Source organism: Kitasatospora sp. NPDC004745, assembly GCF_042873275.1.
Lineage (GTDB): Bacteria > Actinomycetota > Actinomycetes > Streptomycetales > Streptomycetaceae > Kitasatospora.
On sequence record NZ_JBIALK010000004.1, the window covers coordinates 391,542 to 417,727 of the forward strand.

The 26,186-nt window shown below is 75.2% G+C and carries 21 protein-coding genes; 13 read left to right on the forward strand and 8 right to left on the reverse strand.

Going from position 1 to position 26,186, the window contains the following annotated elements; translation table 11 throughout:
- Positions 1-215 precede the first annotated feature (215 nt).
- From ACFYUY_RS10720 to ACFYUY_RS10730, 3 genes are all read right to left on the reverse strand, one after another.
- On the reverse strand, positions 216-2,042 hold the full coding sequence (locus ACFYUY_RS10720) for an ABC transporter ATP-binding protein (RefSeq protein WP_387899919.1): 1,827 nt from the start codon (positions 2,040-2,042) through the stop codon (positions 216-218).
- Entirely contained in the window at positions 2,039-3,928 is a 1,890-nt protein-coding gene (locus ACFYUY_RS10725; RefSeq protein ID WP_387899921.1) for an ABC transporter ATP-binding protein, read from the reverse strand. The genes ACFYUY_RS10720 and ACFYUY_RS10725 overlap by 4 nt, the downstream gene beginning before the upstream one ends.
- A 192-nt stretch (positions 3,929-4,120) precedes the next feature.
- Positions 4,121-5,332 (reverse strand): helix-turn-helix domain-containing protein, encoded by a 1,212-nt coding sequence (locus ACFYUY_RS10730; protein WP_387899923.1) that lies wholly within the window; start codon positions 5,330-5,332, stop codon positions 4,121-4,123.
- Positions 5,333-5,627: 295 nt separating this feature from the next.
- Between ACFYUY_RS10730 and ACFYUY_RS10735 the strand changes: the two genes are divergently transcribed.
- From ACFYUY_RS10735 to ACFYUY_RS10780, 10 genes are all read left to right on the forward strand, one after another.
- Complete coding sequence (locus ACFYUY_RS10735; protein WP_360217852.1) at positions 5,628-5,894, forward strand: hypothetical protein; 267 nt, start codon at positions 5,628-5,630, stop codon at positions 5,892-5,894.
- A gap of 49 nt (positions 5,895-5,943) precedes the next feature.
- Positions 5,944-6,774, forward strand: coding sequence for a phytanoyl-CoA dioxygenase family protein (locus ACFYUY_RS10740; protein WP_360217855.1), 831 nt, complete (start codon positions 5,944-5,946; stop codon positions 6,772-6,774).
- A gap of 34 nt (positions 6,775-6,808) precedes the next feature.
- Positions 6,809-7,903 (forward strand): polysaccharide deacetylase family protein, encoded by a 1,095-nt coding sequence (locus ACFYUY_RS10745; RefSeq protein ID WP_387899925.1) that lies wholly within the window; start codon positions 6,809-6,811, stop codon positions 7,901-7,903.
- Positions 7,900-9,216, forward strand: a complete 1,317-nt coding sequence (locus ACFYUY_RS10750) for a D-arabinono-1,4-lactone oxidase (protein ID WP_387899927.1) — start codon at positions 7,900-7,902, stop codon at positions 9,214-9,216. Before ACFYUY_RS10745 ends, ACFYUY_RS10750 begins: the two co-directional genes overlap by 4 nt.
- Positions 9,213-10,379: a 2-deoxy-scyllo-inosose synthase gene (locus tag ACFYUY_RS10755; RefSeq protein WP_387899928.1), complete on the forward strand. Its 1,167-nt coding sequence runs from the start codon at positions 9,213-9,215 to the stop codon at positions 10,377-10,379. The genes ACFYUY_RS10750 and ACFYUY_RS10755 overlap by 4 nt, the downstream gene beginning before the upstream one ends.
- On the forward strand, positions 10,379-11,113 hold the full coding sequence (locus ACFYUY_RS10760) for a cupin domain-containing protein (protein WP_360217867.1): 735 nt from the start codon (positions 10,379-10,381) through the stop codon (positions 11,111-11,113). Before ACFYUY_RS10755 ends, ACFYUY_RS10760 begins: the two co-directional genes overlap by 1 nt.
- Entirely contained in the window at positions 11,110-11,919 is an 810-nt protein-coding gene (locus ACFYUY_RS10765; RefSeq protein WP_387899930.1) for an SDR family NAD(P)-dependent oxidoreductase, read from the forward strand. The genes ACFYUY_RS10760 and ACFYUY_RS10765 overlap by 4 nt, the downstream gene beginning before the upstream one ends.
- A gap of 183 nt (positions 11,920-12,102) precedes the next feature.
- Positions 12,103-13,380 carry a DegT/DnrJ/EryC1/StrS family aminotransferase gene (locus ACFYUY_RS10770; protein WP_360217873.1) on the forward strand — a complete coding sequence of 426 codons (1,278 nt, stop codon included), beginning with the start codon at positions 12,103-12,105 and terminating at the stop codon, positions 13,378-13,380.
- 169 nt (positions 13,381-13,549) lie between these two features.
- Positions 13,550-14,851 (forward strand): ATP-grasp domain-containing protein, encoded by a 1,302-nt coding sequence (locus ACFYUY_RS10775; RefSeq protein ID WP_360217876.1) that lies wholly within the window; start codon positions 13,550-13,552, stop codon positions 14,849-14,851.
- A gap of 74 nt (positions 14,852-14,925) precedes the next feature.
- Positions 14,926-16,299, forward strand: coding sequence for an MFS transporter (locus ACFYUY_RS10780; RefSeq protein ID WP_387899933.1), 1,374 nt, complete (start codon positions 14,926-14,928; stop codon positions 16,297-16,299).
- A gap of 187 nt (positions 16,300-16,486) precedes the next feature.
- Here the strand turns inward: ACFYUY_RS10780 and ACFYUY_RS10785 are convergent, their stop codons facing one another.
- The 3 genes from ACFYUY_RS10785 to ACFYUY_RS10795 all read right to left on the reverse strand — a co-directional run bounded on the left by ACFYUY_RS10785 (position 16,487) and on the right by ACFYUY_RS10795 (position 19,618).
- Positions 16,487-17,887 (reverse strand): glutamine synthetase family protein, encoded by a 1,401-nt coding sequence (locus ACFYUY_RS10785; protein ID WP_360217882.1) that lies wholly within the window; start codon positions 17,885-17,887, stop codon positions 16,487-16,489.
- Positions 17,888-18,077: 190 nt separating this feature from the next.
- Entirely contained in the window at positions 18,078-18,893 is an 816-nt protein-coding gene (locus tag ACFYUY_RS10790; protein WP_360217885.1) for a hypothetical protein, read from the reverse strand.
- The gene (locus ACFYUY_RS10795; protein ID WP_387899935.1) at positions 18,806-19,618 is read right to left on the reverse strand and encodes a class II glutamine amidotransferase; all 813 of its coding nucleotides are present in this window, start codon (positions 19,616-19,618) and stop codon (positions 18,806-18,808) included. The genes ACFYUY_RS10790 and ACFYUY_RS10795 overlap by 88 nt, the downstream gene beginning before the upstream one ends.
- 148 nt (positions 19,619-19,766) lie before the next feature.
- Here ACFYUY_RS10795 and ACFYUY_RS10800 point away from each other — a divergent pair, with 148 nt between their 5' ends.
- Complete coding sequence (locus ACFYUY_RS10800) at positions 19,767-21,050, forward strand: hypothetical protein (RefSeq protein ID WP_360217890.1); 1,284 nt, start codon at positions 19,767-19,769, stop codon at positions 21,048-21,050.
- Complete coding sequence (locus ACFYUY_RS10805) at positions 21,047-22,390, forward strand: MFS transporter (protein WP_387899937.1); 1,344 nt, start codon at positions 21,047-21,049, stop codon at positions 22,388-22,390. Before ACFYUY_RS10800 ends, ACFYUY_RS10805 begins: the two co-directional genes overlap by 4 nt.
- Positions 22,391-22,452: 62 nt before the next feature.
- Here the strand turns inward: ACFYUY_RS10805 and ACFYUY_RS10810 are convergent, their stop codons facing one another.
- Positions 22,453-23,238 carry an SDR family NAD(P)-dependent oxidoreductase gene (locus ACFYUY_RS10810; RefSeq protein WP_387900025.1) on the reverse strand — a complete coding sequence of 262 codons (786 nt, stop codon included), beginning with the start codon at positions 23,236-23,238 and terminating at the stop codon, positions 22,453-22,455.
- Between the two features lie 143 nt (positions 23,239-23,381).
- Between ACFYUY_RS10810 and ACFYUY_RS10815 the strand changes: the two genes are divergently transcribed.
- Complete coding sequence (locus ACFYUY_RS10815; RefSeq protein WP_360217896.1) at positions 23,382-24,377, forward strand: aldo/keto reductase; 996 nt, start codon at positions 23,382-23,384, stop codon at positions 24,375-24,377.
- A 62-nt stretch (positions 24,378-24,439) separates the two neighbouring features.
- On the opposite strand, the gene ACFYUY_RS10820 is transcribed toward ACFYUY_RS10815, so the two are convergent.
- Entirely contained in the window at positions 24,440-26,110 is a 1,671-nt protein-coding gene (locus ACFYUY_RS10820; RefSeq protein ID WP_387899939.1) for an AMP-binding protein, read from the reverse strand.
- Between the last annotated feature and the right edge of the window lie 76 nt (positions 26,111-26,186).

The following is a 26,186-nucleotide window of genomic DNA, read 5'->3' on the forward strand; positions in this document are numbered from 1 at the left end:
CGGGGCCGTGGACCGCTGCCGAGCGGTCCACGGCCCCGAGGCGTGACCGGGCCCGACGCCCGGACGAGAACACCCGGACGACGGTGCGCGGACGGGGGCGTACGGACGGGGGCGTACGGACGGGGGCGTACGGACGGGGGCGTACGGACGGACGACGGCGGTGCGGCGGGCCCAGGGCCTGCCGCACCGCCGTCGTCCGTCCCCGCGGTCGTCCCTCAGCTGTAGCTGCGCGCCTGGAGCGCGAACAGGTCCGCGTAGAGTCCGCCGCGCGCCACCAGCTCGACGTGGTCGCCGCACTCGGCGACGGTGCCGCCGTCCAGCACGACGATCCGGTCGGCCATCCGGACGGTGGAGAAGCGGTGCGAGACGAAGAGCGTGACACCGCCGTGCCGGCCCACCTGCTCGGCGGAGCCCGCGTAGCGCTCGAAGACGCGGTGCTCCGCGGCGGCGTCCAGCGCGGCGGCCGGCTCGTCCAGGATCAGCAGCAGCGGTTCGTCCCGCAGCGCGGAGCGGGCCAGGCCGAGACTCTGCCACTGGCCGCCGGACAGTTCGGCGCCGTCCACGTAGCCGCGTCCGAGCGGGCCGTCCAGGCCGCCGGGGACCCGGGGCAGGACCGGCCCGGCACCGGCCTGTTCGAGCGCGGCGACGAGGATCTCGTCCGCGTCGATCCGGGCGAGGTCGCCGACGCCGACGTTCTCCCGCAGGGTGAGCTCGAACCGGGCGAAGTCCTGGAACAGCGTGGAGACCCGGGCCTGCCACTCCTGCGGCGGTGCGTCGCGCAGGTCCACTCCGTCGACCAGGATCCGCCCCGAGGTCGGCTGGTAGAGCCCGCAGAGCAGCTTGACCAGCGTGCTCTTGCCGGCGCCGTTCTCGCCGACCAGTGCCACCGTGCTCCCGGCCGGCAGGTCGAGGTCGACACCGCGCAGGACGGGGCGGTCGGTCCCGGGGTAGCTGAAGCCGACGCCCTCCAGCCGGATGCCGCGGCTCAGCCGCAACGGGACGCTCCCGGCCGGCGCGGCGGCCGCGGGGCCGGCTCCCGGCGCGGCCCCGCCCGCGGTGGCGGTGCCGGCCTGCCGGGCGGGCCAGGCCCGCAGGCCGAGCAGCCGCTGGACGGTGTGCCCGGCCGCCTGGAGCGTCGACAGGGTGCTCAGGGCGGCGGCCACCTGGCCGTTGACCTGGACGGCCAGGGTGATCACCAGGACGACGTCACCGATCGTCAGCCGGCCGCGGACGGCCTGCCGGATGACCAGGTAGACCGCCCCGCAACAGGCCGCGGCGAAGGCGAGCTGGCCGAGCGCCCGGAACGCGGCGGCGGACAGCTGGCCGCGCCAGAGCCGCCCGGTGGCCTGCTCCCAGCTGCGGTCGTGCAGGCGGACCAGCGCGGCCTCCGTCCCGAACAGCCGGGCCTCCTTGGCCGACCTGGCGGTGGTCGCGGTGTGCAGCAGGTGGCGGGCGCGGCGGTTCTGTTCGGCGGCGGCGGTGCGCGAGCGGTCGATGCGGCGCTGTGCGGACCGGCCGGTCAGCACCGGGGGCAGGGCGGCGAGCGGGAGGAGCAGCAGCCAGGGTTCCAGCGAGCCGAGGACGGCCGTGGTGATGGCCAGTTGCACGACGAGGGCCACGATCTGCAGCAGGGCCTCGACGTAGGCCCGCATCCGCTGGACCTCCTCCCGGACCAGCTCGACGGTGTCGGCGAACTCGGAGCTGTCCAGGTGCTCGATCCCGGGCGTGCCGTTGGCGAGGGCCATCAGTTCGGAGGTGACCTCGCCCTCGGCCTGCTCGCCGAGCTCGAAGTAGTGGAGGTGGGCGAAGTGCCCCATCATCAGCTCGGCCACCAGGGCCGCCGCGATGACACCGGCCAGCAGCAGGGCGGGGGCGAGGCGGTGGTCGAGCAGGTCGTCGGTGAAGGCCCGCAGGGCGAGCGCGCCCAGCGGGACGGCCAGGTGGCCGAGGGAGATCAGGGTGGCGGCCTTGAGGAACCGGCCGCGGTCGGTGCGCCAGGCGAGTCCGAACAGCCAGCGCATGGTGCGGGCGAGGTGGGTCATGAGGCGGCGTCCGTCAGCAGGTCGGGTTCCGCCGGCTCGGCCTGGTCGGTGAAGCGCTCGGCCTGCAGGCGGAACAGGGTGGCGTACCGGCCGCCGGCGGCGACCAGTTCGTCGTGGCTGCCGCGTTCGACGACCTTCCCGTGTTCCAGGACGACGATCTGGTCGGCCCGGCGGACGGTCGAGAAGCGGTGGGAGATGATCAGCGTGGTGAGCCCGCGGGTCATCTCGAGGAAGCGGTCGTAGAACTCGACCTCGGCGCGGACGTCGAGTTGGGCGGTGGGCTCGTCGAGGACCATGACCGAGGCGCCGGCGCGCACGGCGTACATGGCGCGGGCGAGGCCGATCCGCTGCCACTGGCCGCCGGAGAGGTCGCGGCCGTCGCGGTACTGGCGGGAGAGCACGGTGTCCAGGCCCTGCGGGAGCGCGGCGAGGACCTCGGTGGCGCCGGCGCGGCGGGCGGCGGCGAGCAGGTCGGCCTCGTCGCCGGCGAAGCCGGGTGCGCCCAGGGCGATGTTCTCGCGGGCGCTCAGCTCGTAGCGGACGTAGTCCTGGAAGATGACGGCGAGCCGCCGGTGCCACTCCTCGGGCGCGATGTCGGTGAGGTCGTGGCCGTCGACGGTGATCCGGCCGGCGGTCGGGTCGTACATCCGGGTGAGGAGCTTGACGAGGGTGGTCTTGCCGGCGCCGTTGAGGCCGACCAGTGCGGTCGAGGTGCCGGCGGGCAGTTCCAGGTCGAGGCCGTCGAGGACGGCGCGGCCGCCCGCGCCGTAGCGGAAGCCGACGTCGTGGAAGCGGATCGAGCGTTCGGGCAGGCCGGCCGCCGGGCGGTCGGCGCCGGGGGTCAGGGCGGGCAGGGCGCGGGCGCCGTCGCGGAAGTCCAGCAGGGCCTGGTGCGCGATGGCGCCGTACTGGGTCTGGACGTCGCACTCGGGGAAGTAGACGCCGAAGCGCATCAGGGTGAGGACGGCCTGCAGGGCGATGCCGAGTTCCAGCAGGCCGAGGCCGTGGTCCACCGCGGCGACGGCGAGCATGGCGACGGTGGCGGCCGATCCGGCCACGCCGACGGCCGACAGCAGGACGAAGGGGCGGCCGAGGATGCGCCGCCGCCCCTGCCACATGGTGGTCAGGTAGCCGAGGTTCTCGCGCGCGTACCGGTCGCGCAACCAGCCGATCAGGCCGAGCAGCCGGATCTCCTTGGCGGCGTGCGTGCCCGAGGTGAGGGTGCGCAGGTAGCCGACGCGGCGCTTGTGGCCGGTGATGCCGTCGTAGAAGTCGCCGAAGGCGCCGAGCGAGCCGCGCTGGCCGAAGCGGATCACCAGGGCGGTCAGGCCGATCACCACGGCCGCGGCGGGGGACAGCGCGAAGCCCACGAGGAGCACCGAGCCGGTGAGCTGGGTGTAGCGGGCGACCAGGGCGAGGGCGCCGGCGGCGGCGTCGCCGGGGGAGGCGGACTCACGGTCGAAGGCGGTCCTGGCGGCGTCGAGCCGGTCGAGCAGGCGCGGGTCGTCGAGGGCCATCGCGGGGGCGTCGGTGAGGGCCGCGTGCATCAGCAGGCCGCGGCAGCGCTGGTCGACGTGACGCATCACCAGTTCGCCCGCGGCGGCCTGGAAGGGGGCGAGGGCCTGTTGCAGGGCGAGCGCGAGGGCGGCCACCCCGAGGGCGGTCAGGACGGCGGTCCAGGCGTGCGGGGCGGCGCCGGTGACGGCGGCGGGCACCCGCTGGAGCAGGACGCTCATGGCCACGACGAAGCCGACGGGCAGGATCCCGAGCAGCACGTTCAGCAGCAGGGTCGCGGCGAGGGTCCCGGGTGGGACGTGGCGCAGCAGCCGGGCCACCGAGAGCCAGCGGGCGGTGCGACGGCGCAGTTCGGCGGTGGTGGCGCTCATGTCCGCTCCGACCGGGGGGCGGGCCGGTGCGCTGCTGCCTGGTGGTGCCCGTTGGCACGTCTTGTCACGGCCTGGGTCTCCTTTCAGTTGCCGGGGTCAGGCCCGCGGGCAGTGAGGGTCGCGACCGCGGGCCATGAAGCAACTGTGCCAGAGTAGGCAACTCTCAGGCAACGACGTGACAAGAAAAGTGTCTCAGGCCGGACCCTCCTCCAGGATCTCCGCCAGAATGCGCCAGACCTCGGCCGCGAGATCGATGTTGGAGGCCTGCCGGGCCTGTTCGGCCAGCTCCTTCAGCTGCTTGATGCCCTCGCTCCGCCGGCCCTCGATGATCAGCAGCCGGCTGTTCATGATGCTCAGCCGGATCTGGTCCCGGTAGGTCAGCCGCAGGTCGCCCCGGAACAGCTCGTCGTGGGCGGCCCGCGCGTCGGCGTGGCGGCCCTCCTCGAAGGCCAGGTAGGCCTGCAGCGTGCGGAACTCCTGGCGCAGCATCGGGGTGCCGACCAGCGCGAGCGCCGACTCGGCCTCCGCCATCCTGGCCCGGGCCAGCTCGGTGCGCGGCGGCGTCAGCTGCAGCGCGAGGGACGCGCCGGCCAGGCGCAGCCGCATCCAGAGGGTGAGGTCCACCCGGCTGTCCAGCCATTCGATGGCCCGCTCCAGGTGCTCGATCGCGCCCTCGTGGTCGCCCTGGCGGTAGCGCACGGTGGCGGCCGCCCAGAGCGCCTCGGCGCGCAGCGCGTCGGTGCGGTCCCCGACCAGGCCGAGCAGCTCGTCCACGTGCGCCCGCGCGTCCGGCAGCCGGCCCGCCTCGGCCTCCGCGGAGACCAGGGCCAGCAGGGCCCCGGCCACGGTGAGCACGGACAGCCCGGACTCCTTGGCCAGGCGGTGCGCGCCGGCCGCGTGCCCGATGGCCTCGTCGATCTCGCCGGCGGAGCGCTCGAAGCGGGCCAGCTGGGTCCACGCCCGGCACTGCAGCTCGGGGAGCGCCAGCTCGCCGCCGATCGCGGCGAGCTCCTGCAGGCAGGCCAGCTCCCGGGGGCGGTCGCCGAGGGTGCGCCAGTGCCGGGCGACCAGCCAGAGCGCCTGCCAGCGCTGCAGCGGGTCCTGCTCGTCGCCGGACTCGAGGGCGGTGAGGAGCCCCTCGACGGCCTCGTCGCCCTCCATCGAGGTGGCGATGCTCAGCGCCTGGGCAAGCGAGTTGCCCGACGGCGGCAGGTCGAAGGCGGACCGGTCCACGTCGAGTTTCCCGGCGAGGTAACCCACCACCCGGTCGGTCGGCTGCCGCAGCCCCGACTCCAGTCTCGAGAGGTATCCGGTGGAGATCTCCTCGCCGGCCAGTGCCGCCTGGGAGAGGCCGCGCTTGGCGCGCAATTCCTTCAGTCGGCGCCCGAAAAGAGGCTGTTCCATCAATGTGAGTCCCTGATGTCCGGAGGCCCGCATTCAGGTGCTGCTCAGCGAGTGCGAAGCCGCCTGAATTCAGCATCCGATGGCGGGCGAGAGCTGATGACAGCACCGCAGCGTAGTGGAAATCGGGACAGATGGGCAAACCTAGGCTACGTCAGTTGGTCTAGACTTGCCAACTTGAGGCAATCTATTGCCAAGGCTCGGACGGCCTGACTAAGTTGGCCTCGTTGGCAACGGCAGACACCACGAGTTGCCCCCAGCAACACCCCCCACACACACCCATGTCCTGGAGTGACCCATGCGTGCTCGCACCCGGCTGACCGCCGCCGCCCTGTTCGCCGTCCTCGGCCTCGCCGCCGTGGCCGGCCTGAACGGTCCCGGCAACGGCATCGACTGGCCGACCCCGCCGACCCGCACCAGCGCCGCCAGCGGCCCGGACAACGGCATCGACTGGCCCACCGGGCCGTCCGGCGCCACTCCCACCGCCACCCCGACGCCCACCGCCACCGGCGGCACCCACGGCCCCGGGATCAACACCCCGGGCAACGGCATCGACTGGCCGTAAGCGGCCCCCACGCCCGCTCGTCCGAACCAGCCGAACGGAGTCAACGCACGTGTCGCTCCACTACCCGACCCGCCTCGACGCCACCGCGACCCCACTCGACGCCACGGCGCCGCTGAGCCCCGAACAGCTCGACCGGTTCGCGGAACAGGGCTACCTGATCCTCCCCTCGTTCCTCCCCGCAGACCTGGTGGACCGGCTCAGACCGGAGGTCGACCGCTGGGTCGACGAGGGCCTGCGGGCCCGCTCCATCGCCTGCTGCCTCCAACCCGCGGTGCACGGCGACCCGCCCGTGCTGGAACTCGAACTGCCGGCCCACGGCGAACTGATCGGTCACCCGCCACTGCTGGCCGTGCTCGACCGGCTGCTCGGCCCGTCCTTCGTCTTCCACCACCTGCACAGCGACCGCCAGGCCCCCGGCCTGGCCGGCAAGCAGTGGCACCACGACTACGAGCAGGCCCTCGCCTCGGACCGCGCGTACGGCATGGTGCACACCCTGCACTACCTCGACGGGCTCGACCGCGAGACCTCGGCCCTGGTCGTACTGCCCGGCTCGCACCACCGGGCCGCGCCCAAGACCGCCCTCGCCCACCTGGACACCGGGGTGCTGCCCGGCGAGGTCGTCGTCGACGAACTCCCGCCCGGCTCCACGGTGGTGCTGCACTCGGCGCTGTTCCACGCCCGCCGGCCGAACCCGCACCACCCCGGCAAGGAGCGCTACTTCGTCGACGCGTCGTACTGCCAGACCGGCGCCCTGTGGCCGCCGGTGAAGCCGTACTGGCGCCACATGCTGCGCCGGGCACGCGAGTTGGAGCTCGACCGCGGGACGCGGCCGGAGCTCTTCGCCGAGCGGCACTTCACGGAGTACCGCAAGCCCGCGTGACCGGACCACCGGACCACCCAAGGAAGGAACTCGGATGTTCTACTCGGGAGTCTCCTGGAGCGCCGAGGGGTACCACGTCCACACCGTCGACCAGGACGGCCTCGCAGCGGCGCCGCTGCACTTCGCACCGGCGCGCACCGAGGAACTGATCCGCCACCTGCGCGGCCTCGACGGGCCGCTGGTCACCGTGGTGGAGAGCACCAACGGGATCCTCGACGGCCGCCTGATGGCCGCCGGGATCACCGTGCACCGGATCGACGCCCACGCCCTGCCCGCGCGCCCGCCGTTCAGCTCGGTCGGCGCCGAGGAACTGGCCCGCACCGCACGGCTGCGGCCCTCCGCACTCGTCCCGCTGGAGCGCCGGCGCGGCACCCAGACCGGCCGGGAGGGCGAGCTGGAGGCCTGGATCGCCTCCACCACCGCCGAGGTGGCCGCCCTCACCCGGGCCGGACGCCTGATCAGCCACGGCGGGGCCGGACGCCGCGAGGTCGCGCTGACCTTCGACGACGGCCCGCTGCCGCCCTACACCGACCGGATCCTCGACGTGCTGGAGCGCTACGGCGTCCCCGCGACGTTCTTCTGCGTCGGCATGAACGCGGGCGCGCACCCCGACCTGCTGGTCCGGATGCGCGAGCAGGGCCACCGGATCGGCAACCACACCTGGTCGCACCCGTTCCTGCCCGAGCTGACCCGCGCGCAGCTCGTCGAGCAGCTGGAGCGCACCGACGAGGCCATCGCCACGGCCTCCGGCGGCCCGGCCCCCACCCTGTTCCGCCCCCCGTACGGGGCGCGGACGCCCGAGGTGCTGGGCTGGCTGGAGGAGACCTTCGCGCGGATCGCGCTCTGGGACGTCGCCCCCGACGACTGGACCATGCCGGGCGCCGAGGCGATCTCCGCCCTGGTGCTGGAGCAGGCCCGGCCGGGCTCCATCGTGCTGCTGCACGACGGCGGCGGCGACCGCACCCAGACCGTGGACGCGCTGCCCGCCATCATCGAGGGGCTGCACGGGCGCGGCTACCGCTTCGTCACCGTCGACGAGCTGGCGCCGCCCACCCAGGCGCCCCCGGTGGGCGCGGGCCTCAGCGGCGCGTCCCCGGCGGGCGCGGGCCGCGCGGAGCGTGCCCGGTGAGCGCCCGGGAACCGGCCGCGAACTGGGCCGGGAACGTCGTCTACGCCCGCAAGCGGCTCCACCGCCCAGGCAGCGTCGAGGAGTTGCGCCGTCTGGTGGCACGGACCGCCCGGATCCGCGCCCTGGGCAGCGGCCACTCCTTCAGCCTGGTCGCCGACACCGTCGACGACCAGGTGGTGCTGGACGGCCTCCCGCCCGAGGTCGTCGTCGCCCCCGACCGGTCGACGGCGACCGTGGCGGCCGGCCTGCGCTACGGCGACGTCGCGGCCGCCCTGCACCGCTCCGGCCTGGCCCTGGCGAACCTGGCCTCGCTGCCGCACATCTCGGTGGCGGGCTCCGTCGCCACCGGCACGCACGGCTCCGGCGACGGGCAGCAGTGCCTGTCCGGCGCCGTCACCGCACTGGAACTGGTCGGCCCCGACGGCGGGACCGTCCGGCTCAGCCGGGCCGACGACCCGGAGGTCTTCCCCGGCGCGGTGGTCGCGCTCGGCGCGCTCGGCGTCGTCACCCGGCTGACCCTGGCCGTCGAACCGGCCTACCGGGTCGCCCAGCGGGTGCGGGTCGACGTGCCGCTGGAGGAGGTCGCCGACCGCTACGACGAGGTGTTCGGCGCCGCCTACAGCGTCAGCGCATTCACCGACTGGCGCAGCGGCCGGGCCGACGTCTGGCTCAAGCACCGCGTCGACCGCCCCGCCGGCACCTGGAGCGGCGGCCGCCCGGCGGACCGCCCGATGCACCCCGTCCCCGGCATGCCGGCCGGCTCCAGCACGCCGCAGCTGGGCGTCGCCGGGCCCTGGCACGAACGCCTGCCGCACTTCCGGCCGGACCTGACCCCGGGCGCCGGCGCCGAACTGCAGTCCGAGTACTACCTGCCGCGGGAGGCCGCCCCGGCCGCGATCGCCGCGGTGCGCGAACTCGGCGAGCTGGTCGCCCCGGTGCTGCACGTCGCCGAACTGCGGACGGTCCGCGCGGACGACCTGTGGCTGAGCCCCGCCTACCGGCGCGACTCGGCGACCTTCCACTTCACCTGGGTGCGGGACCTGCCCGCCGTCCGGCCCGTCCTGGAGGCCGTGGAGCGGCGGCTGATGCCGCTGGGCGCCCGGCCGCACTGGGGCAAGCTCACCGCCGCCGCCCCGGCCGCGACCGCCGCCGGCTACCGGCGGGCCGCCGACTTCGCGGCGCTGGCCCACCGGCTCGACCCCGACGGCAAGTTCCGCAACGGCTTCGTCGACGCCCTCTTCCCGCGCGGGCCGCACCCGGCCCCGCACCCGACCGACACCCACCGCCCCGTCTCCGTGAGGGAGAACCCATGAGCGTCATGACCGCCCCGACCGCCGGCCTCGACCGCGAGGTGCGCTTCGGCGACGTCCGCTACGACTTCCACGTCCGGCACGGACGCACCGCCTGGCTCGACCTGCGCACCCGCTTCGCCCGGCTGGACGCCGACCGCTTCGTGGTCGTCGCGGACGCCGGCCTGCCCGCCCACGTCGTCGCCGAGACCGAGCGGCAGCTGGCCCTGCTCGCCCCCACCGTCGTCCTGAGCGCCGCCGCCGACGAGACCGAGAAGAGCCTCACCACCCTGGACCGCCTCGCCGAGCAGGCGCTGCGCAGCGGCATCACCCGGCGCTCGGTCGTGGTGGCCCTCGGCGGCGGCGTGGTCGGGAACATCGCCGGCCTGCTGGCGGCGCTGATCTTCCGCGGGATCCGGCTGGTGCACATGCCGACCACCCTGCTGGGCATGTCCGACTCGGTGCTCTCGCTGAAGCAGGCGGTCAACTCCCGCTGCGGCAAGAACCACCTGGGCACCTTCCACGCCCCCGTGCTGGTCTGGAACCACCTGGACTTCCTGGAGTCGCTGCCGGCCGCGGAGACCCAGTCCGCGCTCTGCGAGATGATCAAGAACGTGCTGGCCATCGTGCCGGAGCGGTACGACGAGGTCGCCGCGCTGCTGCGCCCGGACGGCCGCTACTCCCCCGACGTGATCACCTCGTTCATCGACCTGTGCGTGGACGCCAAGACCTCGGTGATGCACGACGACCCGACCGAGAAGCACGGGGCCCTGGCCCTGGAGTACGGGCACACCGTCGGCCACGCGGCCGAGCTGCTGACGGACGGCCGGCTGCGGCACGGCTTCGCCATCGGCGTCGGCATGCTCGCCGCCGCCCGCGTCTCCCGCGAGCTGGGGCTGCTCGACCGCGCCGACGAGGCGGCCCACCGCCGTCTGCTGGAACTCAACGGCGCGCCCACCGCGCTGCCCGAGGGGCTGGAGACCGACGCGCTGCTGGGCGTCGTGCGGCTCGACAACAAGCGCGGCTACCTGCCGCACCGCGACGGCAGCTGCGACCTGATCCTCCTGGAGGGCCTGGGCCGCCCGCACCGCCCCGGCGGCGCCCAGATCACCCAGGTCGAGGAGGCCGTGGTCCGGATCGGCATCGACTCCGTGCTGGCCCGCCGCGCCGAGCTGGTGAGCGCCTGATGGCCACCGTCGTCCGCGGCGAGCGCCGCCCCTTCGGCCCCATCACCAACGACGTGTCCGGACCCGCCGTCACCCGGGCGCAGGTCGGCGGCGAGGGGGTGTGCCGCTGGAAGATGCTGATGAACGGCATGCACCTGGAAGGCGAGTGGAACTGCGTCGAGTACGTGGTGATCGAGCCGGGCGGCTCGGTCGGCGAGCACGTGCACCTGCGCACCGAGGAGATCTACTACATCGTCTCCGGCCGGGCCGTGGTCACCATGGACGGGGTCGAGATCGAGGTGGCCGCCGGCGACCTCGTCACCACCCCGATCGGCTCCGCCCACTCGATCGCCAACCGCGGCACCGAGGACATGCACTTCTTCGTGACCGAGGTCTTCCCCGGCGAGGGCCCCGCCGCCGCCCCCGGCCGGATCCACGTCCCCGACCTGCTCGCCCCGGCCGGCACCGGCCTGGCCGCCGAGGTCGACCTCACCCCGTACTTCACCGGGGACTGGCACCGGTTCCGGCTGCTGGAGGTGCCGGCCTCGGGCCGGCTGGAGGAGCGGGTGCCGGCCGGGCGCAGCATCGTGCTGCACGTCCTGGAGGGCAGCGCCGTGATCTCGGTGGACGGCGTGCCCACCGTCGGCTCGGCCGGGCTGTCGGTGGCCGTACCCCCCGGGTACGCCGTCACCGTGGCCAACACCGGTGTCTCGGACCGCCTCCGGCTGATCAGCACGGAGGTGGGGGTCGGATGAGGCTCGGACTCGACGGGCAGCACGCCCTGATCACCGGCGCCGCGAGCGGCATCGGCGCCGAGACGGCCCGGCTGTTCGCCGCCGAGGGCGCCCGGCTCGCCCTGGTCGACCGCGACGAGGACCGGCTGAAGCAGCTCGCGGCCGAGCTGGGCGGGGCGGACGGCGCACCCGCCGTCCTGACGGTGACCGGGGACCTCGCCACCGCCGGCGGCGTGGCCGACGCCGTCGGCGCGGCCCTGGACGGCCTCGGCGGCCGGGTGGACGTCCTGGTCAACAACGTCGGCCAGTGCTACGCCCGGACCTTCGACGAGCTCTCGGACCAGGACTGGCTGGACACCTTCGAGCTCAACTTCCTGAGCGCCGTCCGGGCCGCCCGGCTGGTGCTGCCCGGGATGCGCCGGCGCGGCCGGGGCAGCATCGTCACCAACGCCTCCGACCTGGCCCGCCAGCCGGAGGCCGGGCCCGCCGACTACCAGGTCTCCAAGGTCGCGTTGCTCAGCCTGACCAAGAGCCTGGCCCTGTCCGAGGGCCCGGCCGTCCGGGTCAACGCCGTCGCGCCGGGCCCGGTCTGGACCCCGCTGTGGACCCGCCCCGGCGGCTTCGCCGACACCCTCGGCAGCGTCCACGGCCGCGACGCCAAGGCCGCCGTCGAACACGAGCTGAGCAAGCGCCAGTTGCCGCTCGGCCGGATGGGCACGCCGGAGGAGGTGGCCCGGGTGATCGCCTTCCTGGCCTCCGAGGCCGCGTCCTTCGTCACCGGCTCCGTCTGGGGCGTGGACGGCGGGACCGTCCGCGGCCTGCTCTGAACCGGCGCCGGCCGGCGCCGGCCCGGGTCGGCGCCCACCGGCCCGGCCCGTCCGGTGCCGCCGGCCCCGGCGGCACCCACCCCGCACCCCCTCAGGAGGACGTCCCATGCGCGAGCGAGACCAGTTCGGCACCGCGAGGTGCGCCGGGGCGGCGGCCCCCGCCGGGCCCGGCGAGGTGCGCGCATGAGCACGGCACTTGCCGTCCACGGCGGCGCACCCGTCCGGACCGGCCGGGCCTGGCCGCGCTGGCCCCGCCCGGCGGCCGGCGCGCGGGCCGCGCTGAACGAGGTGCTGGACTCCGGCCGCTGGTCGATCGCCAGCCCGTACCTGGGGGCCCCGACCCAGGAGGAGCGCTTCGCCGCCGCGTTCGCCGGATACCTGGGCGCGGCCCACTGCGTCCCCACCGCCAGCGGCACGGCGGCCCTGATGACGGCCCTGGAGGCCTGCGGGGTCGGCGCGGGCGACGAGGTGATCGTCCCTGCCGTGTCCTGGGCCGCCTCGGCCTCGACGGTGGCCGGCGTCAACGCCGTGCCGGTCTTCGCCGACGTCGACCCGGACACGCTGTGCCTGGACCCGGCGGCCGTCGAGGCGGCCGTCACCCCCGCGACCCGGGCCGTCGTCGTGGTGCACCTGTACTCGGCGGTGGCGGACCTGGACGGCCTGCGGGCGGTCGCGGACCGGCACGGGCTGGCGCTGATCGAGGACGCCGCCCAGGCCCACGGCGCGGTCTACCGCGGCCGCCGGGCCGGCACGCTGGGCGACGTCGGGACGTTCAGCATGCACCACACCAAGGTGCTCACCAGCGGCGAGGGCGGGGCCGCCGTCACCGACGACCCGGCCCTCGCCCGCCGGATCGCGCACCTGCGGGCCGACGGCCGGACCCGGGCCGCCGCACCGCCACCGGTCGGTCTGCCGGAGCTGGTGGAGACGGGCGAGCTGATGGGCAGCAACCGCTGCCTGTCCGAGTTCCAGTCCGCCCTGCTGGTGGCGCAGTTGCGGGAGCTGGATGCCCAGAACGCCGCCCGCCGGGCCAACGCCGAGCGGCTCGACGCGCTGCTCGCGGCGGACGGCTTCCGCCCCCAGACGAGCGCGCCCGGCACCACCGACCGGACGTACTTCGGCTACGCGGTCGGCCTGCCCGAGCAGGAGTTCCGGGGCCTGCCCGCGGGCCTGGTCGCCGAGGCCCTGACCGCCGAACTCGGCCTGCACGTCAGGCCGGTGTACCGGCCGCTGTACGAGAGCCCGCTGTACGCCCCGGCCACCAGGCGCCGCTTCGACCTCGGCCCGGACCACCTGAAGCGGCTCGACCCGGGCCGCTACGACCTGCCGGTCAGCCGCCGGGTGGCGGCCGGCTTCCTGACCTTCCACCACGCCGCGCTGCTGGGCGACGAGTCCGACGTGCGCGACCTCGCCGCGGCCTTCCGCAAGGTGCTCGCCGGGCGCGCCGCGCTGGCCCGCTGACCGGCCCCGCCCTCCGCCCGACCTGTTCCCCGCCCGCCCCGCCCTCGACCGCCCCGCCGTCGACCGCCCCACCCCGCCCTCGACCGCCCAGCCCCGCCCTCGACCGTTCGGGGAACGTGCCGCACCACGGCGCCACCTCCCGGCAGAACTCCCAGAAAGCGACACCACGTTGACCACGTCTACCGCGCCGGCGCCGCGCGCCGCCCACCCCGTGCCCTCCGACCGGCCCGTCGTGATCGTGGACGGCTACTCCAACGCCTCGGCCCTGGTGAGCGCCTTCGCCGCCGCGGGCCACCCGGCCGTCCACGTCCTCAGCACGGCCGAGCCCAGGCCCGCCATGATCCCGCCCCGCGCCGAGGACTACCGGGAGAGCCTGGTCTGCCCGGACGCCTCCGCCTTCGAGGCGACCGTCGCCCGGCTGGCCGCGCTCGCGCCGGTCGCCGTCGTCGCCGGGCAGGAGCCGGGCGTCCCGCTGGCCGACGCACTCGCCGAGCGGCTCGGCCTGCCCGGCAACGGCACCGCGCTGTCGGCGGCCCGGCGCGACAAGTTCCGGATGATCGAGGCGCTGCGGGCCGCGGGCATCCGCTGCGCCGAGCAGTTCAAGGCCGACACCGCGGAGGCGGTGGTCGGCTGGGCCCGGGCGCGCGCCGACTACCCGGTGGTCGTCAAGCCGCTGTCCTCCGCCTCCTCGGACAACGTCTACATCTGCCACGACGAGGCCGAGGTGGAGTCCGCGGCCCACCGGGTGCTGGCCGGCACCTCGATGTTCGCCGAGCGCAACACCGAGGTGCTGGTGCAGTCCTTCCTGCCGGGCACCGAGTACTGCGTGGACTCGGTCAGCGCCGACGGCCACAGCTTCGTCGCGGCCGTGTGGGAGTACGAGAAGAACGTCGTGGACGGCGGCCGGAAGATCTACGACCGGGACGTCCTGCGCGACCCGGACGCGGAGCCGGTGCCCGCCCTCGTCGCGTACGTGCGCCGGGTGCTGGACGCGCTCGGCATCCGGCACGGCGCCTCGCACGCCGAGGTCATCATGACCCCGCAGGGGCCGGCGCTGGTGGAGATCGGCGCCCGGTTCAACGGCGCCATGCAGCCCGACTTCTACGACCACGTGCTCGGCACCAACCCGGCGGCCCTGGTCGCCCGCGCGCTGCTGGAGCCCGAGGACTTCGCCCGCCGCCTCGGCGGGCGGGTCTACCGGCCGCGGCTGGCCGCGGCGGTCTACGAGAGCCCGACCGCGCTGGACGGGGTCGTCGACTCGGTCGACGAGTCCGTCGTGGACCGGATCGCGGCACTGCCCACCGTGCACTCGGTGGTGGTCCGATCCGCGCCCGGCCGGCGCATCCGGCCGACGGTGGACCTGCTGTCCAGCCCGCTGCGGCTGTTCATGGCCGGCGCGGACCAGGAGGAGCTGCGCCGGGACCGCGAGGTGGTCGACACCCTCAAGGACCGGGTGTACCGCCTGCGCTGAGCGCACGGGGACCAGGGCGGGGCCGGGGGCAGTGCGCACCGGCCCCGCCGCCGCACACCGGGAGAGGAGAGACCATGGCCGGTGACAACCCGTCGGGCGACGGGACGGCCACCAGCACCACCACGACCGCCGTCGGCCCGGCGGCCACCGCGACGACGGCCACCTCCGGGTCGGCCGCGGACCGGACCGCCCCGGGGACCGCCGAGGGCGGCACCGCCGCCCCGCCGGCCGCGGAGCCGGGCCCGGCCGCCGACCGGTGGGCCCGGGCGGTGCCCCCGCGGGGGCCACTGCGGGTCTACGCCGCCCTGTCGTTCTTCGACTCGCTCGCCCGCGGGGTGATGCTCGCGGGCGGCGTGCTGTTCTTCACCCGGGTCGCCGGGCTCGGCGCCGTGCAGGTCGGCACCGGGCTCTCGATGGCGACGCTCATCGGGCTCTCGGCCGCGCTGCCGGCCGGGCTGCTCGGCGACCGGATCGGCCACCGGCGGCTGCTGGTCGGGCTCGGCGTCGTCCGCGGCCTGCTGCTCGGCAGCTACCTGCTGGTCGACTCCTTCGCGGAGTTCCTCCTGGTGGTCTGCCTGGCGGGGCTCGCCGAGAGCGCCGTCGACCCGGTGCGGCAGGCCTACCTCGGGGCGCTGACCACCCCGGAGAACCGGGTGGACACGCTGGCCTACAACCGGGTGGTGCACAACGTCGGCGCCACCCTGGGCACGCCCGCGCTCGGCGCCGCGCTGGTCGTCGGCACCCCGTTCGCCTTCCGGCTGCTGATCGCCGGCGGCGCGGTGTGCGTCCTGCTGGTCGGGCTCGTCGCGCTGCGCCTGCCGGAGACGCCGCGCGTCCGCCCGGCCGGCACCGGCGGCGGGGCCGCGGTGCTGCGCGACCGCTGGTACCTGGGCCTCGCCCTGCTGAACGGGCTGCTGATCCTGCACGGCGAGCTGCTGGAGATCGCCGTGCCGCTGTGGGTCACCCAGCACACCGCGGCGCCGTCCTGGACGGCCTCGGCGCTGCTGCTGGCCAACGTGTTCCTGGCCATCGGCTTCCAGATGCGGGCGGGGCGGGGCGTCACCGACACCGGCAGCGCGGCCCGGGCGATGCGCCGGGGCGGGCTGGCCGTGCTCGCCTGCTCGCTGGTCTTCGCCACCACCGGGTCGCTGCCGCCGCTGCCCGCGGTGGCGGTGCTGCTCCTCGCGGTGGCCCTGCTGACCGCCGCCGAGCTGCTGCAGTCGGCCGGCGCCTGGGGCCTGTCCTACGAGCTCGCGGTCGACGGCCGGCTCGGCGAGTACCAGGGCGCCTGGAGCGTGGGGACCCAACTGGGCCGTTCCTGCGGGCCGTTCGTCATCACGCTGGCGCTGTCCGGGCTCGGCGGCGCCGGGTGGGTGGTGCTCGGACTGGGCTACGCGGCCGCCGCCGTGCTGGCACCGCCGCTGGCGGCCCGGGCGGCCCGGCGCTGAGCGGGGCCCGCACGCACACGATCGGAGGCGCCGGCCGCGATGGCCGGCGCCTCCGATCGTTGCCGTCCGGCGGCCCGGGACAGGGGTCCGGGGCGGGGGTCCGGGGCGGCGCACAGGACGGGAGTCCACGGGGCTGTCCGGGACGGGACTGTCCGGACCGCCGGGTGGCGGTGCGGACCGTGCCGGTTCAGAACCGCACGGCGTGGGTGAAGTACTCGGAGTCGGAACCCAGTTCCTTCATGTCCCGGACGTCCGCCCGCTTGATCGCCGGGTAGAGGGCGGCGCGGGCCGGGCCGAGCACGGACATCAGGAACTCGTCCCGCTCCAGCGCGTCCACGGCCTCCTCCAGCGTCCGCGGCAGCGCCGTGACGCCGAGCCGGCGCAGCTCGTCGGCGGAGAGCCGGTTGGGGTCGGCGTGCAGCGGCTCGCCCGGGTCCAGGCCTCGGCGGACGCCGTCCATCCCGGCGTGGACCAGGGCGCCCAGCGCCAGGTAGGGGTTGGCGGTGGAGTCGCAGATCTTGACCTCGACGTTGGTGGAGCCCGCCTCGTCACCGCGCAGCCGGGTGGGGATGCGGATCGCGGCCTCGCGGTTGTCCAGTCCGTACGCGCCGAAGGCGCCCGCCCACATGCCGGGCCGCAGGCGGTGGTAGCTGTTGACGCTGGCGTTGGTGAGCGCGGTGAGCCCGGGCAGGTGCGCCAGCAGTCCGCCGATGAAGTGCCGGGCCAGGGTGGAGAGTCCGAGCTCGTCGGAGGGGTCGGCGAACAGGTTCACCGGGGGGCGGCCGTCCTGGCCGGGCTGCCAGAGCGAGAGGTGGGCGTGGTTGCCGTTGCCGCGCATGCCGGGGGCCGGCACCGGTGCGAAGGTCGCCCACAGGCCCTTGCGCCGGGCCGTGCCCCGGGTGGTGGCGCGCTGCCAGACGTAGTTGTCCGCGGCGCGCAGGGCCGGCGCGTGCCGCAGCGTCATCTCGTGCTGGCCGGCTCCGAACTCGGGGTGGTACGTCTCCACGGTCAGGCCCTGGAAGCGCAGCGCGCGCAGCAGGTCCACGGTGTAGGAGTCAGCGGCGTCGAAGCCCTCGTTGTCGAAGCAGAGGCTGTCGTCGAACAGGTCCAGCACGCCCGGCGACGGCTGGGTGGAGCAGAGCGTGAACTCCGGCTCGAAGGCCGCGACCACCTGGTACTCGCCGGCGGCGGCCAGGGCCTCCTTGAGGAAGGTGCGCGGGCAGGCGTCCCAGGGGTCGCCGTCCACGGTGAGCAGGTCGCAGAGCATCGCGGCCGAACCGGGGGCGTGCGGCAGGCGGACGAAGGAGTCGGGGTCGGGGACGAGCCGGACCTCGCCGACGGCGTCGAACCCGGGGACGGGCTGGCCGAGGTCTAGCAGACTGGACGCCTGCCGGCTCCGGGCCAGGCCGATGCCGGAGTCCATCCGGCCGGGCAGGGCCTGGCGGGAGACCGCCTTGCCGCGGGTGACGGAGTTGTGGTCGACCCACAGGAAGCGGATCAGTTCGATGTCCTCCTGCTCGACGATCCGCTGGATCCTCGCGCGGGATTCGGCGGCGGGCACGCCGCCGTTGCTGTCAGGGCTCGCCATCGTCGGTTCGGCTCTCTCTCGGGGTTCGGGCCGGGGGCTCGGGCCCACTGGTGCGGCCGGGGTTCGGGTCGCTGGTACGGCCGGGGTCCGGGCCGCCGGTGCGGCCGGGGTCCGGGCGCGGCGCCGGCCCGTCCGCCGCCCGCGGGGGCGGGGGCGGGGGCCGGCGCCGCGCGGCCGGGGGCGGTGGGGGTCAGACCCAGGCCACGGCGCGGGTCAGGGCGGGGTCGAAGAACCCGAAGAAGAAGCCCATGGTGACCCGGTCCGTCCCGGTCGGCTTCTCGATCGAGTGGTAGTGGGTCGGGTTGAGCAGGTAGACGTCGCCGGTCTGCGGCTTGAAGCGGTGGGCGGGGGCGCCACGGGTGACGGCCTGGTCGTAGCCGAGGCCGCCTACCACCTTGAATTCCTCGTCCAGGGGCTCCCACTGCTTGCGGTGGATCTCCAGCTCGCCGCCGCCGTCGCACTCCTGGATGCAGACCACGACGCTCAGGTGGTGCAGCAGCCCGGCCAGCACCAGGCCGGTCCCGGCGGCGTCGCGCATCATGTTGTCGTTGTGCAGCGGGGTGCGGACGCCGTCGGAGTAGATCCGGACGTTCTTCCGGGCGTACTCGCGGCCGTCCGGTTCGGCGGCCACGTCGAAGGCGTCCAGCCCGAGCACCTCGGCGAGCCGGGCGCGCACCCGGTCGGCGAGGTCGAAGCCGACGCCGGCGGTGAGCCGTTCGGCGGCGGCCGCCTGCTCGAAGTACGTGTCCGGGGCGGCCAGGTGCTTGGCCAGGTAGGGCCCGAGGGTGGTCAGGCTGCCGTTGCTGTACTCGGTGGTGTCGGCCCGGCCGAACAGCGGCACGACGCGTTCCCGGTTGGCGGTGAACTCCTCCTCCGACAGCAGCCCGCGCAGGACGACGACGGCGTGGTCGCCGGAGATCAGGCCCTTGAGGAGGCCGGGACCGTCCGGAGCGGGCTCGCCGGGCTGGTCGAGGTGGTGGACGACGCGGCCCCAGAGCTCGGGCATGTCGGGGTCCTCTCGGTGGTGGGGGCGGTGAACGGGAAGGTCAGCACGGTGCCGGGGGCCACCGGCCGCCAGGCGGCGGGCGGGGCCAGGGCCGGGACGGTCTCGGAGGCGACGATCTGCGCCGTCGCGGTGGTGGTGCGCCGCATCGCGAAGAAGCGCGGGGTGCGGGTGTCCGGCGGGCTCCAGTGCACGAGGTGGGCCCGGTCGGGGTGCACGGCGACGGCGTTGCCGGAGGTGCCGCCGGGCTCCAGGGCCCGGAGCCGGGCGAGCGCCGTCCGTTCGTCCAGCCGCTCGGTGCCGGGCGGGATCAGGTAGTCGAAGTACTCCGCGGAGTCGAAGGCGGAGGCGGCCAGCCCGAGCCCGCGGTAGGCCGTCGGCAGGTACCCGTTGTGCATGAAGTACCAGGGGTCGCCGGGGCGTTCGAGCGGGTGGGTGAAGGCGGGGCCGCGGTTCTCGGGCAGTGTGGCGTTGCGGACGTGGATGGCCAGGAAGTCGGTGCGGGCGGTGGCCACCGGGGAGTCGGGGGCGCTCTCGGCCGCCGGGCGCTCGTCCCGGTGCGCCCGCAGCGCTCCGCTCCCGGGGTCGCGCCAGACCGCGCCCCAGCCGTGTGCGTGCACGGTGGTGGCGTTGTCGTGGTCGGCGGTGAGGCCACGGCTCATCTGTACGGCGGCGGCCACGATGTCCGCCGGGTCGAACGTCCCGGAGGCCAGGATCAGGCGGCACATGGGTCCGGATGCCCTCCTTGTCTGAGTGGGCGGCTGCGCTGGGCGCCGGTTGTCGGGGTCGACTCTAGAAGGCCTGGCAACTCTTGGCAATAACTTGCCTCTCACTGGCAACATCTGTATATGCTCGGCCGGAGAACAGGGAGGGAACGTGACAGAGAACGACCCCCGGCCGCTCGTCCTGCTCCTGGGCGCGGCCAGGTACACCCTCGACGCGTGCGTACGCCTCGGCGTCGACGCCGTCGTGGTCACCGGCGCCCCGGAACGGGACGCCGGCGCGGTGCCCGTCCCGGCGCAGCTGACCGCCGTCCACGCCGACAGCCAGAGCGACGCCGAGTCCGTACTGGCCGCCCTGCACCGGGCCGGCCTCGCCGGTCTGCGCTACGACGCGGTGGTCACCACCGACGAGTTCGCCCTGGTGACGGCCGGACTGCTGGCCCGCCACCTGGGCTGCCGGGCCATCGACCCGGACACCGCGGTGCGCTTCCGCGACAAGGAGGTCCAGAAGCGCACCGTCCGCGCGGCCGGCGTCCCGACCGCCCGCACCACGGTGATCGAGGACGTCCACGACCTGACCGGGCTGACCGCGCTCCCCTACCCGCGCGCGGTGGTCAAGCCCGTCGCCGGCGCCTCGACCCGGCTGACCGCCACCGTCACCGACCTCGCCGGACTGCGCGCCTTCGGCGACCGCCTGCGGGCCGGGCGCTCCACCGAACGGACTTTCCTGCTGGAGGAGTTCGTCAGCGGGGAGGAGTGGATCGCGGACGGCTTCGTGCTCGACGGCGAGGTCCGCTTCCTGGCCCTCGGCGCCTACGGCAGCCCCTGCCTGAGCGTGGTCGACCAGGACCGCCCGCTCTGGATGCGCCGGATCGACCCGCAGCGCGAGGCCTGGCGGTACGCCCTGGCCGAGCCGCTCGTGCGCCGCTCCCTCACCGCCCTCGGCCTGACCGACGGGGTGTTCCACATGGAGCTCTTCCACGACCCCGCCGACGGCCGGCTGGTCTTCAGCGAGTGCGCGGCCCGCCGCGGCGGCGGGCTGATCCACGAGGAGACGCTGGCCAAGTTCGGGATCGACCTCGGCGAGGCCATGCTGCTCTGCGGGCTGGGCCGCCTGCCGGACCGGGAGGTGCGCACCGACCCCCGGGTGATCGGCAGCAGCTTCCTGCCGGGCCGGCCGGGCACCGTGGTCGCCTGCCCCTCCGCCGGGGAGCTGGAGGCCCTGCCCGGCGTCGAGTACGCCCGGGTGGAGGCCGCCCCGGGCACCAGCTGGTCCGACTCGCTCGCGAGCACCGACCAGCGGGCCGCCCAGGTCCTGGTGGCCGCGGAGTCCGAGGCCGCGCTGCTGCGCCGCTTCGACGAGCTGCGCCGCTGGTTCGACGACCGGCTGGTCACCGTGCCGAACGGGTCCGCGGCGCCGGTCGGGGTCCCGGCATGACGCTCACCGCCCCGACCCCCACCGCACCCGCGGCACCCGGGACACCGGCCGCACCCACCGCACCCGCGGCACCCGGCACACCGGCCGCACCCGCCGCCGCCGACCGCCCGGCGGCGTGGGCCCGGCTGCTCCCCGAGCCGGGGCCGCAGCGGGTCCTCGCCGCCGCGACGGTGGTGAACACCTTCGGCAGCGGCCTGTTCGTCGCGAGCAGCGCCCTCTACTTCACCCGGGTGGTCGGCCTGCCGACCGGCCAGGTCGCGCTCGGCCTCACCGCGGGCGGCGTCACCGGGCTGTTCGCCGGGCTCGCCGGCGGCCGGATCGCCGACCGCTGGGGCGCCCGCCGGACCCAGATCGGCGTCATGCTGCTCGGCGCCGCCTTCACGACCGGCTACCTGTTCGTCCGCGGGTTCTGGCCGTTCCTGGCCGTCGCCTGCCTGACCGCGGCCGTGCACGCGGCCAACCCGGCCAGCCGCGACCCGCTGGTCCGCGCGTTCGGCGGCACCCGGCCGGCCGCGTTCCGCGCCTACCTGCAGGCGGTGACCAACCTCGCCCTGTCGCTGGGCGCGGTGCTGGCCGGGCTGGCCGTCCAGGCCGACACCCGCGGCGCCTACACCGCCCTGCTGGTCGGCCGGGTGCTGGCCTTCCTGGGCTGCGCGCTGGTGCTGGCCCGGCTGCCCCGGCCGGCCCCGCGGGCGGCCGGGGCGGACCGGCCGCGGACCGGCTGGACGGCCCTGCGCAACCGCCCCTTCCTGGTCGCGACGGCGGCCAACGGGCTGCTCGAGCTGCACTACTCGGTGCCCGCGTTCGCGCTCCCGCTGTGGATCGTCGGGCACACCTCGGCCCCCCGCTGGACGACCTCCGCCGTCCTGCTGCTCAACACCGGCCTGATCGCGGCGTTCCAGGTCCGGGCGGCGCGCAACGTGACCGGCGTCGACGCGGCCGGCCGGCGGCTGCGCTGGGCCGGTGGGGCGCTGGCCGCCGCCCTGCTGCTGACGGCGGCCGCCGAGGGGCCGCCGTGGTGGGCGGCCGCGCTGCTCCTCACCGTCGCGACGGCGGTGTACACGGCGGGCGAGCTCTGGCACGCAGCGGCGTCGATGGAGTACTCCTTCGGCTTCGCCGAGCCCGGGGCCCAGGGCCAGTACTCCGGGGTGTTCGGCTTCGGCGCCGGCCTGGGCGACGCGCTCGGCCCCGCCGTCCTCGGGGTCTTCGTGCTCCCCTGGGGCCGGCCGGGATGGCTGCTGCTGGCCGCGCTGCTGCTCGCCGTCGGCACCCTGACCGGGCCGCTGGTGGCCCGGGCCGCCCGCCCCGGGCGCCGCGCCGGGGCCGGGGCCGGGGTGTGAGCCCGCGGCCGACGCGTGCTCCGGGGCGCCCCGTGACGCCCCGGAGCACGCGCCGGCCGGCCTCAGCGCAGCGCGCGCTGCGCCGCGACGATGCGCCGGGCCGCCGTCTCGTCCCCGCGCCCGCCGCGCTCCGCGTAGCCGGGGAACTGCCCGGCCACCGCGCAGCGCAGCCGCAGGGTGAGCGGTGCCACGTTGGTCTCGGCCCGGTCCTCCTCGATCGCCCGGAGGACGGCGGTCGCGACCTGCTCCGGCGACACCGTGCGCACGCCGCTCGGCACCTCGGCCCCGGTGTCCGCGAACATCCCGGCCCCGCCCACGAACCCGGGCTGGACGAGCGAGACCCCGACCCCGGTGCCGCGCAGGTCCTGCCGCAGGCTCAGCGCGAAGCCGCGCAGCCCGAACTTGCCCGCGGTGTACAGCGACGAGTAGGGCGTCGCGGCCTTCCCCGACATCGAGCCGACGAAGGCGAGCTGCCCGCGGCCGGCCGCCACCATCCGGGGCGTCAGCAGCCGGCTGAGCATCACCGGTGCGCTCAGGTTGACGGCCAGCGCCCGGTCGATCTGCTCGGGCGTGTAGTCGAGCAGCTCGCCGCTGGCGGGCAGGGCGGCGTTGGCCACCAGCACGTCGACGTCCGGGCACTCCTCGGCGAGCCGGCGGACCTGCTCCGGGTCGGCGAGGTCGGCGACCACCGGCCGGGCACCGAGTTCGGCCGCCAGCGACCGCAGGGGCTCCCGGCGCCGGCCGGTGACGATCAGGGTGGCGCCCGCCCCGGCGAGCCGGCGGGCCAGGGTGCGGCCGATGCCTCCGGCCGCACCGGTGAGCAACACGGTCGCCTTGTTCAACCGCATGGTCGGAACCTCCCGGTTCATCGGTCTTCCTCCGGATATCTGCTCTGGACGATAGGAACTTGGCAAACATTTGTCTAGTCTGGCAATTCCTGTGCCAGGATGGTGTCCGGAAGCCCCACCCCCACGACCCGAGGACGGCCCTCATGGAGAAGCGGACGACGAGCAGGCTCGGCCACCGGCAGCTGTCGGTGATCGGCCTGGGCACCTGGCAGCTCGGCGCGGACTGGGGGCACGTCTCCGAACCGGACGCCCACGCCGTCCTGGACGCCGCGGTCGGCTCCGGCGTGACCTTCCTGGACACCGCCGACGTCTACGGCGACGGCCGCAGCGAGCGTCTGATCGGCGGGTACCTGCGCGGGCTCGCCCCCGACCGGGCCGCCGCGATCACCGTCGCGACCAAGCTGGGCCGCCGCGGCCCCCAGCAGCCGGAGGCCTTCACCCTGGACGCCTTCCGCAGCTGGACCGACCGTTCACGGGAGAACCTGGGCGTGGACACCCTCGACCTGGTCCAGCTGCACTGCCCGCCGACCGCGGTCCTCGCCACCCCCGCCGTCTACGAGGCGCTCGACACGCTCGTCGCCGAGAAGCGGACCGCCGCCTACGGGGTCAGCGTCGAGACCTGCGCGGAGGCCCTCGCCGCGATCGCCCGCCCGAACGTGGCCAGCGTCCAGATCATCCTCAACCCGTTCCGCCGCAAGCCCCTCGCCGAGGTGCTGCCGGCGGCCCGGGAGGCCGGCGTGGCGGTCATCGCCCGCGTCCCGCTGGCCTCCGGGCTGCTCTCCGGCGCCTACCGGCACGACACGGTGTTCCCCGCCGAGGACCACCGCACCTACAACCGGCACGGCGACTCCTTCGACGTCGGCGAGACCTTCTCCGGCGTCGACTACGCGACCGGGGTGGAGGCGGCCGCCGAGTTCTCCGCGCTGGCGCCCGAGGGCGCCACCCCCGCCCAGACCGCGCTGCGCTGGATCGTCCAGCAGCCGGGCGTCACCAGCGTCATCCCGGGCGCCCGCACCCCCGCCCAGGCGGCGGCCAACTCCGCGGCCGCCGCCCTGCCGCCGCTCCCGGAACGCGTGCTGGCCGGGGCGGCCGAGCTCTACGACCGCCGCATCCGCGCGCTGGTCCACCACCGCTGGTGAGGCACCCCGGGCCGCCGGCCCGTGCGCGGCGCACGCGCGGACGGCTCACCCGGGCGGACGGCTCACGGGTTGAGGAGGCGCACCGCCATCTCCCGCATCTCGACCTTGCGGATCTTGCCGGTGACGGTCATCGGGAACTCCTCGACCACGTGCACGTAGCGCGGGATCTTCACGTGGGCCAGCCGGCCGGTGCAGTAGGCGCGGACGGCCTCGGCCGTGAGCGGCTCGGCGCCCCCGCGCATCCGGATCCACGCCATCAGCTCCTCGCCGTACTTCGGGTCGGGCACCCCGATGACCTGGACGTCGAGGATGTCGGGGTGGCCGTGCAGGAACTCCTCGATCTCGCGCGGGTAGAGGTTCTCCCCGCCCCGGATCACCATGTCCTTGATCCGGCCGGTGATGGCGAGATAGCCGTCCCCGTCCATCACGGCGAGGTCCCCGGTGTGCATCCAGCGGGCGGCGTCGACGGCCTCGGCGGTGCGCTCCGGCTCGCCCCAGTAGCCGAGCATCACGGAGTAGCCGCGGGTGCAGAGTTCGCCGGGCTCGCCGCGCGGGACGGTGCGGCCGGTGACCGGGTCGACGACCTTGACCTCCAGGTGGGGGCCGACCCGGCCGACGGTGGAGACCCGGCGCTCGACCGGGTCGTCGGTGCGGGTCTGGGTGGAGACCGGCGAGGTCTCGGTCATGCCGTAGCAGATCGACACCTCCGCCATGCCCATCCGCTCGATGACCTCCTTCATCACCTCGGTCGGGCAGGGCGAACCGGCCATGATGCCGGTGCGCAGGCTGGAGAGGTCGTGCCGGTCGAAGTCCGGGTCGGCGAGCTCGGCGATGAACATGGTCGGCACGCCGTACAGCGAGGTGCAGCGCTCGGCGGCCACGGCGGCCAGGGTGGCCCCGGGGTCGAAGGACGGGGCGGGGATGACGGTGCAGGCGCCGTGCGAGGTGGCGGCGAGGTTGCCCATCACCATGCCGAAGCAGTGGTAGAAGGGCACCGGGACGCAGATCCGGTCCTGCTCGGTGTAGTCGAGCAACTCGCCCACGAAGTACCCGTTGTTGAGGATGTTGTGGTGCGAGAGGGTGGCGCCCTTGGGGAAGCCGGTGGTGCCCGAGGTGTACTGGATGTTGATCGGGTCGTCGGGGGCCAGCTCGGCTCCGCGTTCGGCCAGTCGGCCGGGGTCCCCGCGGCGTCCGGCGGCCAGCAGCGCGTCCCAGCCGGGGCCGCCGATCAGCACCACGCGCTCCAGCTCCGGGCAGCGGGGCCGCACCTCCTCGATCATCCCGGCGTAGTCCGAGGTCTTGAAGCGCTCGGCGGCGACCAGCAGCCGGATGCCCGACTGGTTCAGCACGTACTCCAGCTCGTGCGGGCGGTAGGCGGGGTTGACGGTCACCAGGATCGCGCCGAGCTTGGCGGTGGCGTACTGGGTGAGCGTCCACTCGGCGCAGTTGGGGGCCCAGATGCCGACCCGGTCGCCCTTGGCGATCCCGAGGTCGAGCAGACCGAGCGCGAGCGCGTCGACGTCGGCGGCGAGTTCGGCGTAGGTCCAGCGGCGGGCGGTGGCCCGGTCGACGAGGGCGTCCCGCCCGGGGAAGGCGCGCACCGCGCGGTCGAGGTTCTCCCCGATGGTGTCGCCGAGCAGCGGGACGTCCGCGGTGCCGGAGGAGTAGCTGCGCGGGGTCGGCTGGATCGGCACGTACGGCTCCTGGGTACGGCGGGGCGGGACGGGCACCATGCTCCCGGCCCGGGCGCCGCGCCGCCACCCCCGAACGGGGGTGCGGACACGCCACCGGGGCCGCCCGTCAGGTGCG

What these genes read in the sequence shown, in the direction of transcription:
- ACFYUY_RS10720 (WP_387899919.1), bottom strand. Translation starts at nt 2,042, where the DNA reads ATGACCCACCTCGCCCGCACCATGCGCTGGCTGTTCGGACTCGCCTGG.
- ACFYUY_RS10725 (WP_387899921.1), bottom strand. Translation starts at nt 3,928, where the DNA reads ATGAGCGCCACCACCGCCGAACTGCGCCGTCGCACCGCCCGCTGGCTC.
- ACFYUY_RS10730 (WP_387899923.1), bottom strand. Translation starts at nt 5,332, where the DNA reads ATGGAACAGCCTCTTTTCGGGCGCCGACTGAAGGAATTGCGCGCCAAG.
- ACFYUY_RS10735 (WP_360217852.1), top strand. Translation starts at nt 5,628, where the DNA reads ATGCGTGCTCGCACCCGGCTGACCGCCGCCGCCCTGTTCGCCGTCCTC.
- ACFYUY_RS10745 (WP_387899925.1), top strand. Translation starts at nt 6,809, where the DNA reads ATGTTCTACTCGGGAGTCTCCTGGAGCGCCGAGGGGTACCACGTCCAC.
- ACFYUY_RS10755 (WP_387899928.1), top strand. Translation starts at nt 9,213, where the DNA reads ATGAGCGTCATGACCGCCCCGACCGCCGGCCTCGACCGCGAGGTGCGC.
- ACFYUY_RS10760 (WP_360217867.1), top strand. Translation starts at nt 10,379, where the DNA reads ATGGCCACCGTCGTCCGCGGCGAGCGCCGCCCCTTCGGCCCCATCACC.
- ACFYUY_RS10765 (WP_387899930.1), top strand. Translation starts at nt 11,110, where the DNA reads ATGAGGCTCGGACTCGACGGGCAGCACGCCCTGATCACCGGCGCCGCG.
- ACFYUY_RS10770 (WP_360217873.1), top strand. Translation starts at nt 12,103, where the DNA reads ATGAGCACGGCACTTGCCGTCCACGGCGGCGCACCCGTCCGGACCGGC.
- ACFYUY_RS10780 (WP_387899933.1), top strand. Translation starts at nt 14,926, where the DNA reads ATGGCCGGTGACAACCCGTCGGGCGACGGGACGGCCACCAGCACCACC.
- ACFYUY_RS10785 (WP_360217882.1), bottom strand. Translation starts at nt 17,887, where the DNA reads ATGGCGAGCCCTGACAGCAACGGCGGCGTGCCCGCCGCCGAATCCCGC.
- ACFYUY_RS10790 (WP_360217885.1), bottom strand. Translation starts at nt 18,893, where the DNA reads ATGCCCGAGCTCTGGGGCCGCGTCGTCCACCACCTCGACCAGCCCGGC.
- ACFYUY_RS10795 (WP_387899935.1), bottom strand. Translation starts at nt 19,618, where the DNA reads ATGTGCCGCCTGATCCTGGCCTCCGGGACGTTCGACCCGGCGGACATC.
- ACFYUY_RS10805 (WP_387899937.1), top strand. Translation starts at nt 21,047, where the DNA reads ATGACGCTCACCGCCCCGACCCCCACCGCACCCGCGGCACCCGGGACA.
- ACFYUY_RS10810 (WP_387900025.1), bottom strand. Translation starts at nt 23,238, where the DNA reads ATGCGGTTGAACAAGGCGACCGTGTTGCTCACCGGTGCGGCCGGAGGC.
- ACFYUY_RS10815 (WP_360217896.1), top strand. Translation starts at nt 23,382, where the DNA reads ATGGAGAAGCGGACGACGAGCAGGCTCGGCCACCGGCAGCTGTCGGTG.
- ACFYUY_RS10820 (WP_387899939.1), bottom strand. Translation starts at nt 26,110, where the DNA reads ATGGTGCCCGTCCCGCCCCGCCGTACCCAGGAGCCGTACGTGCCGATC.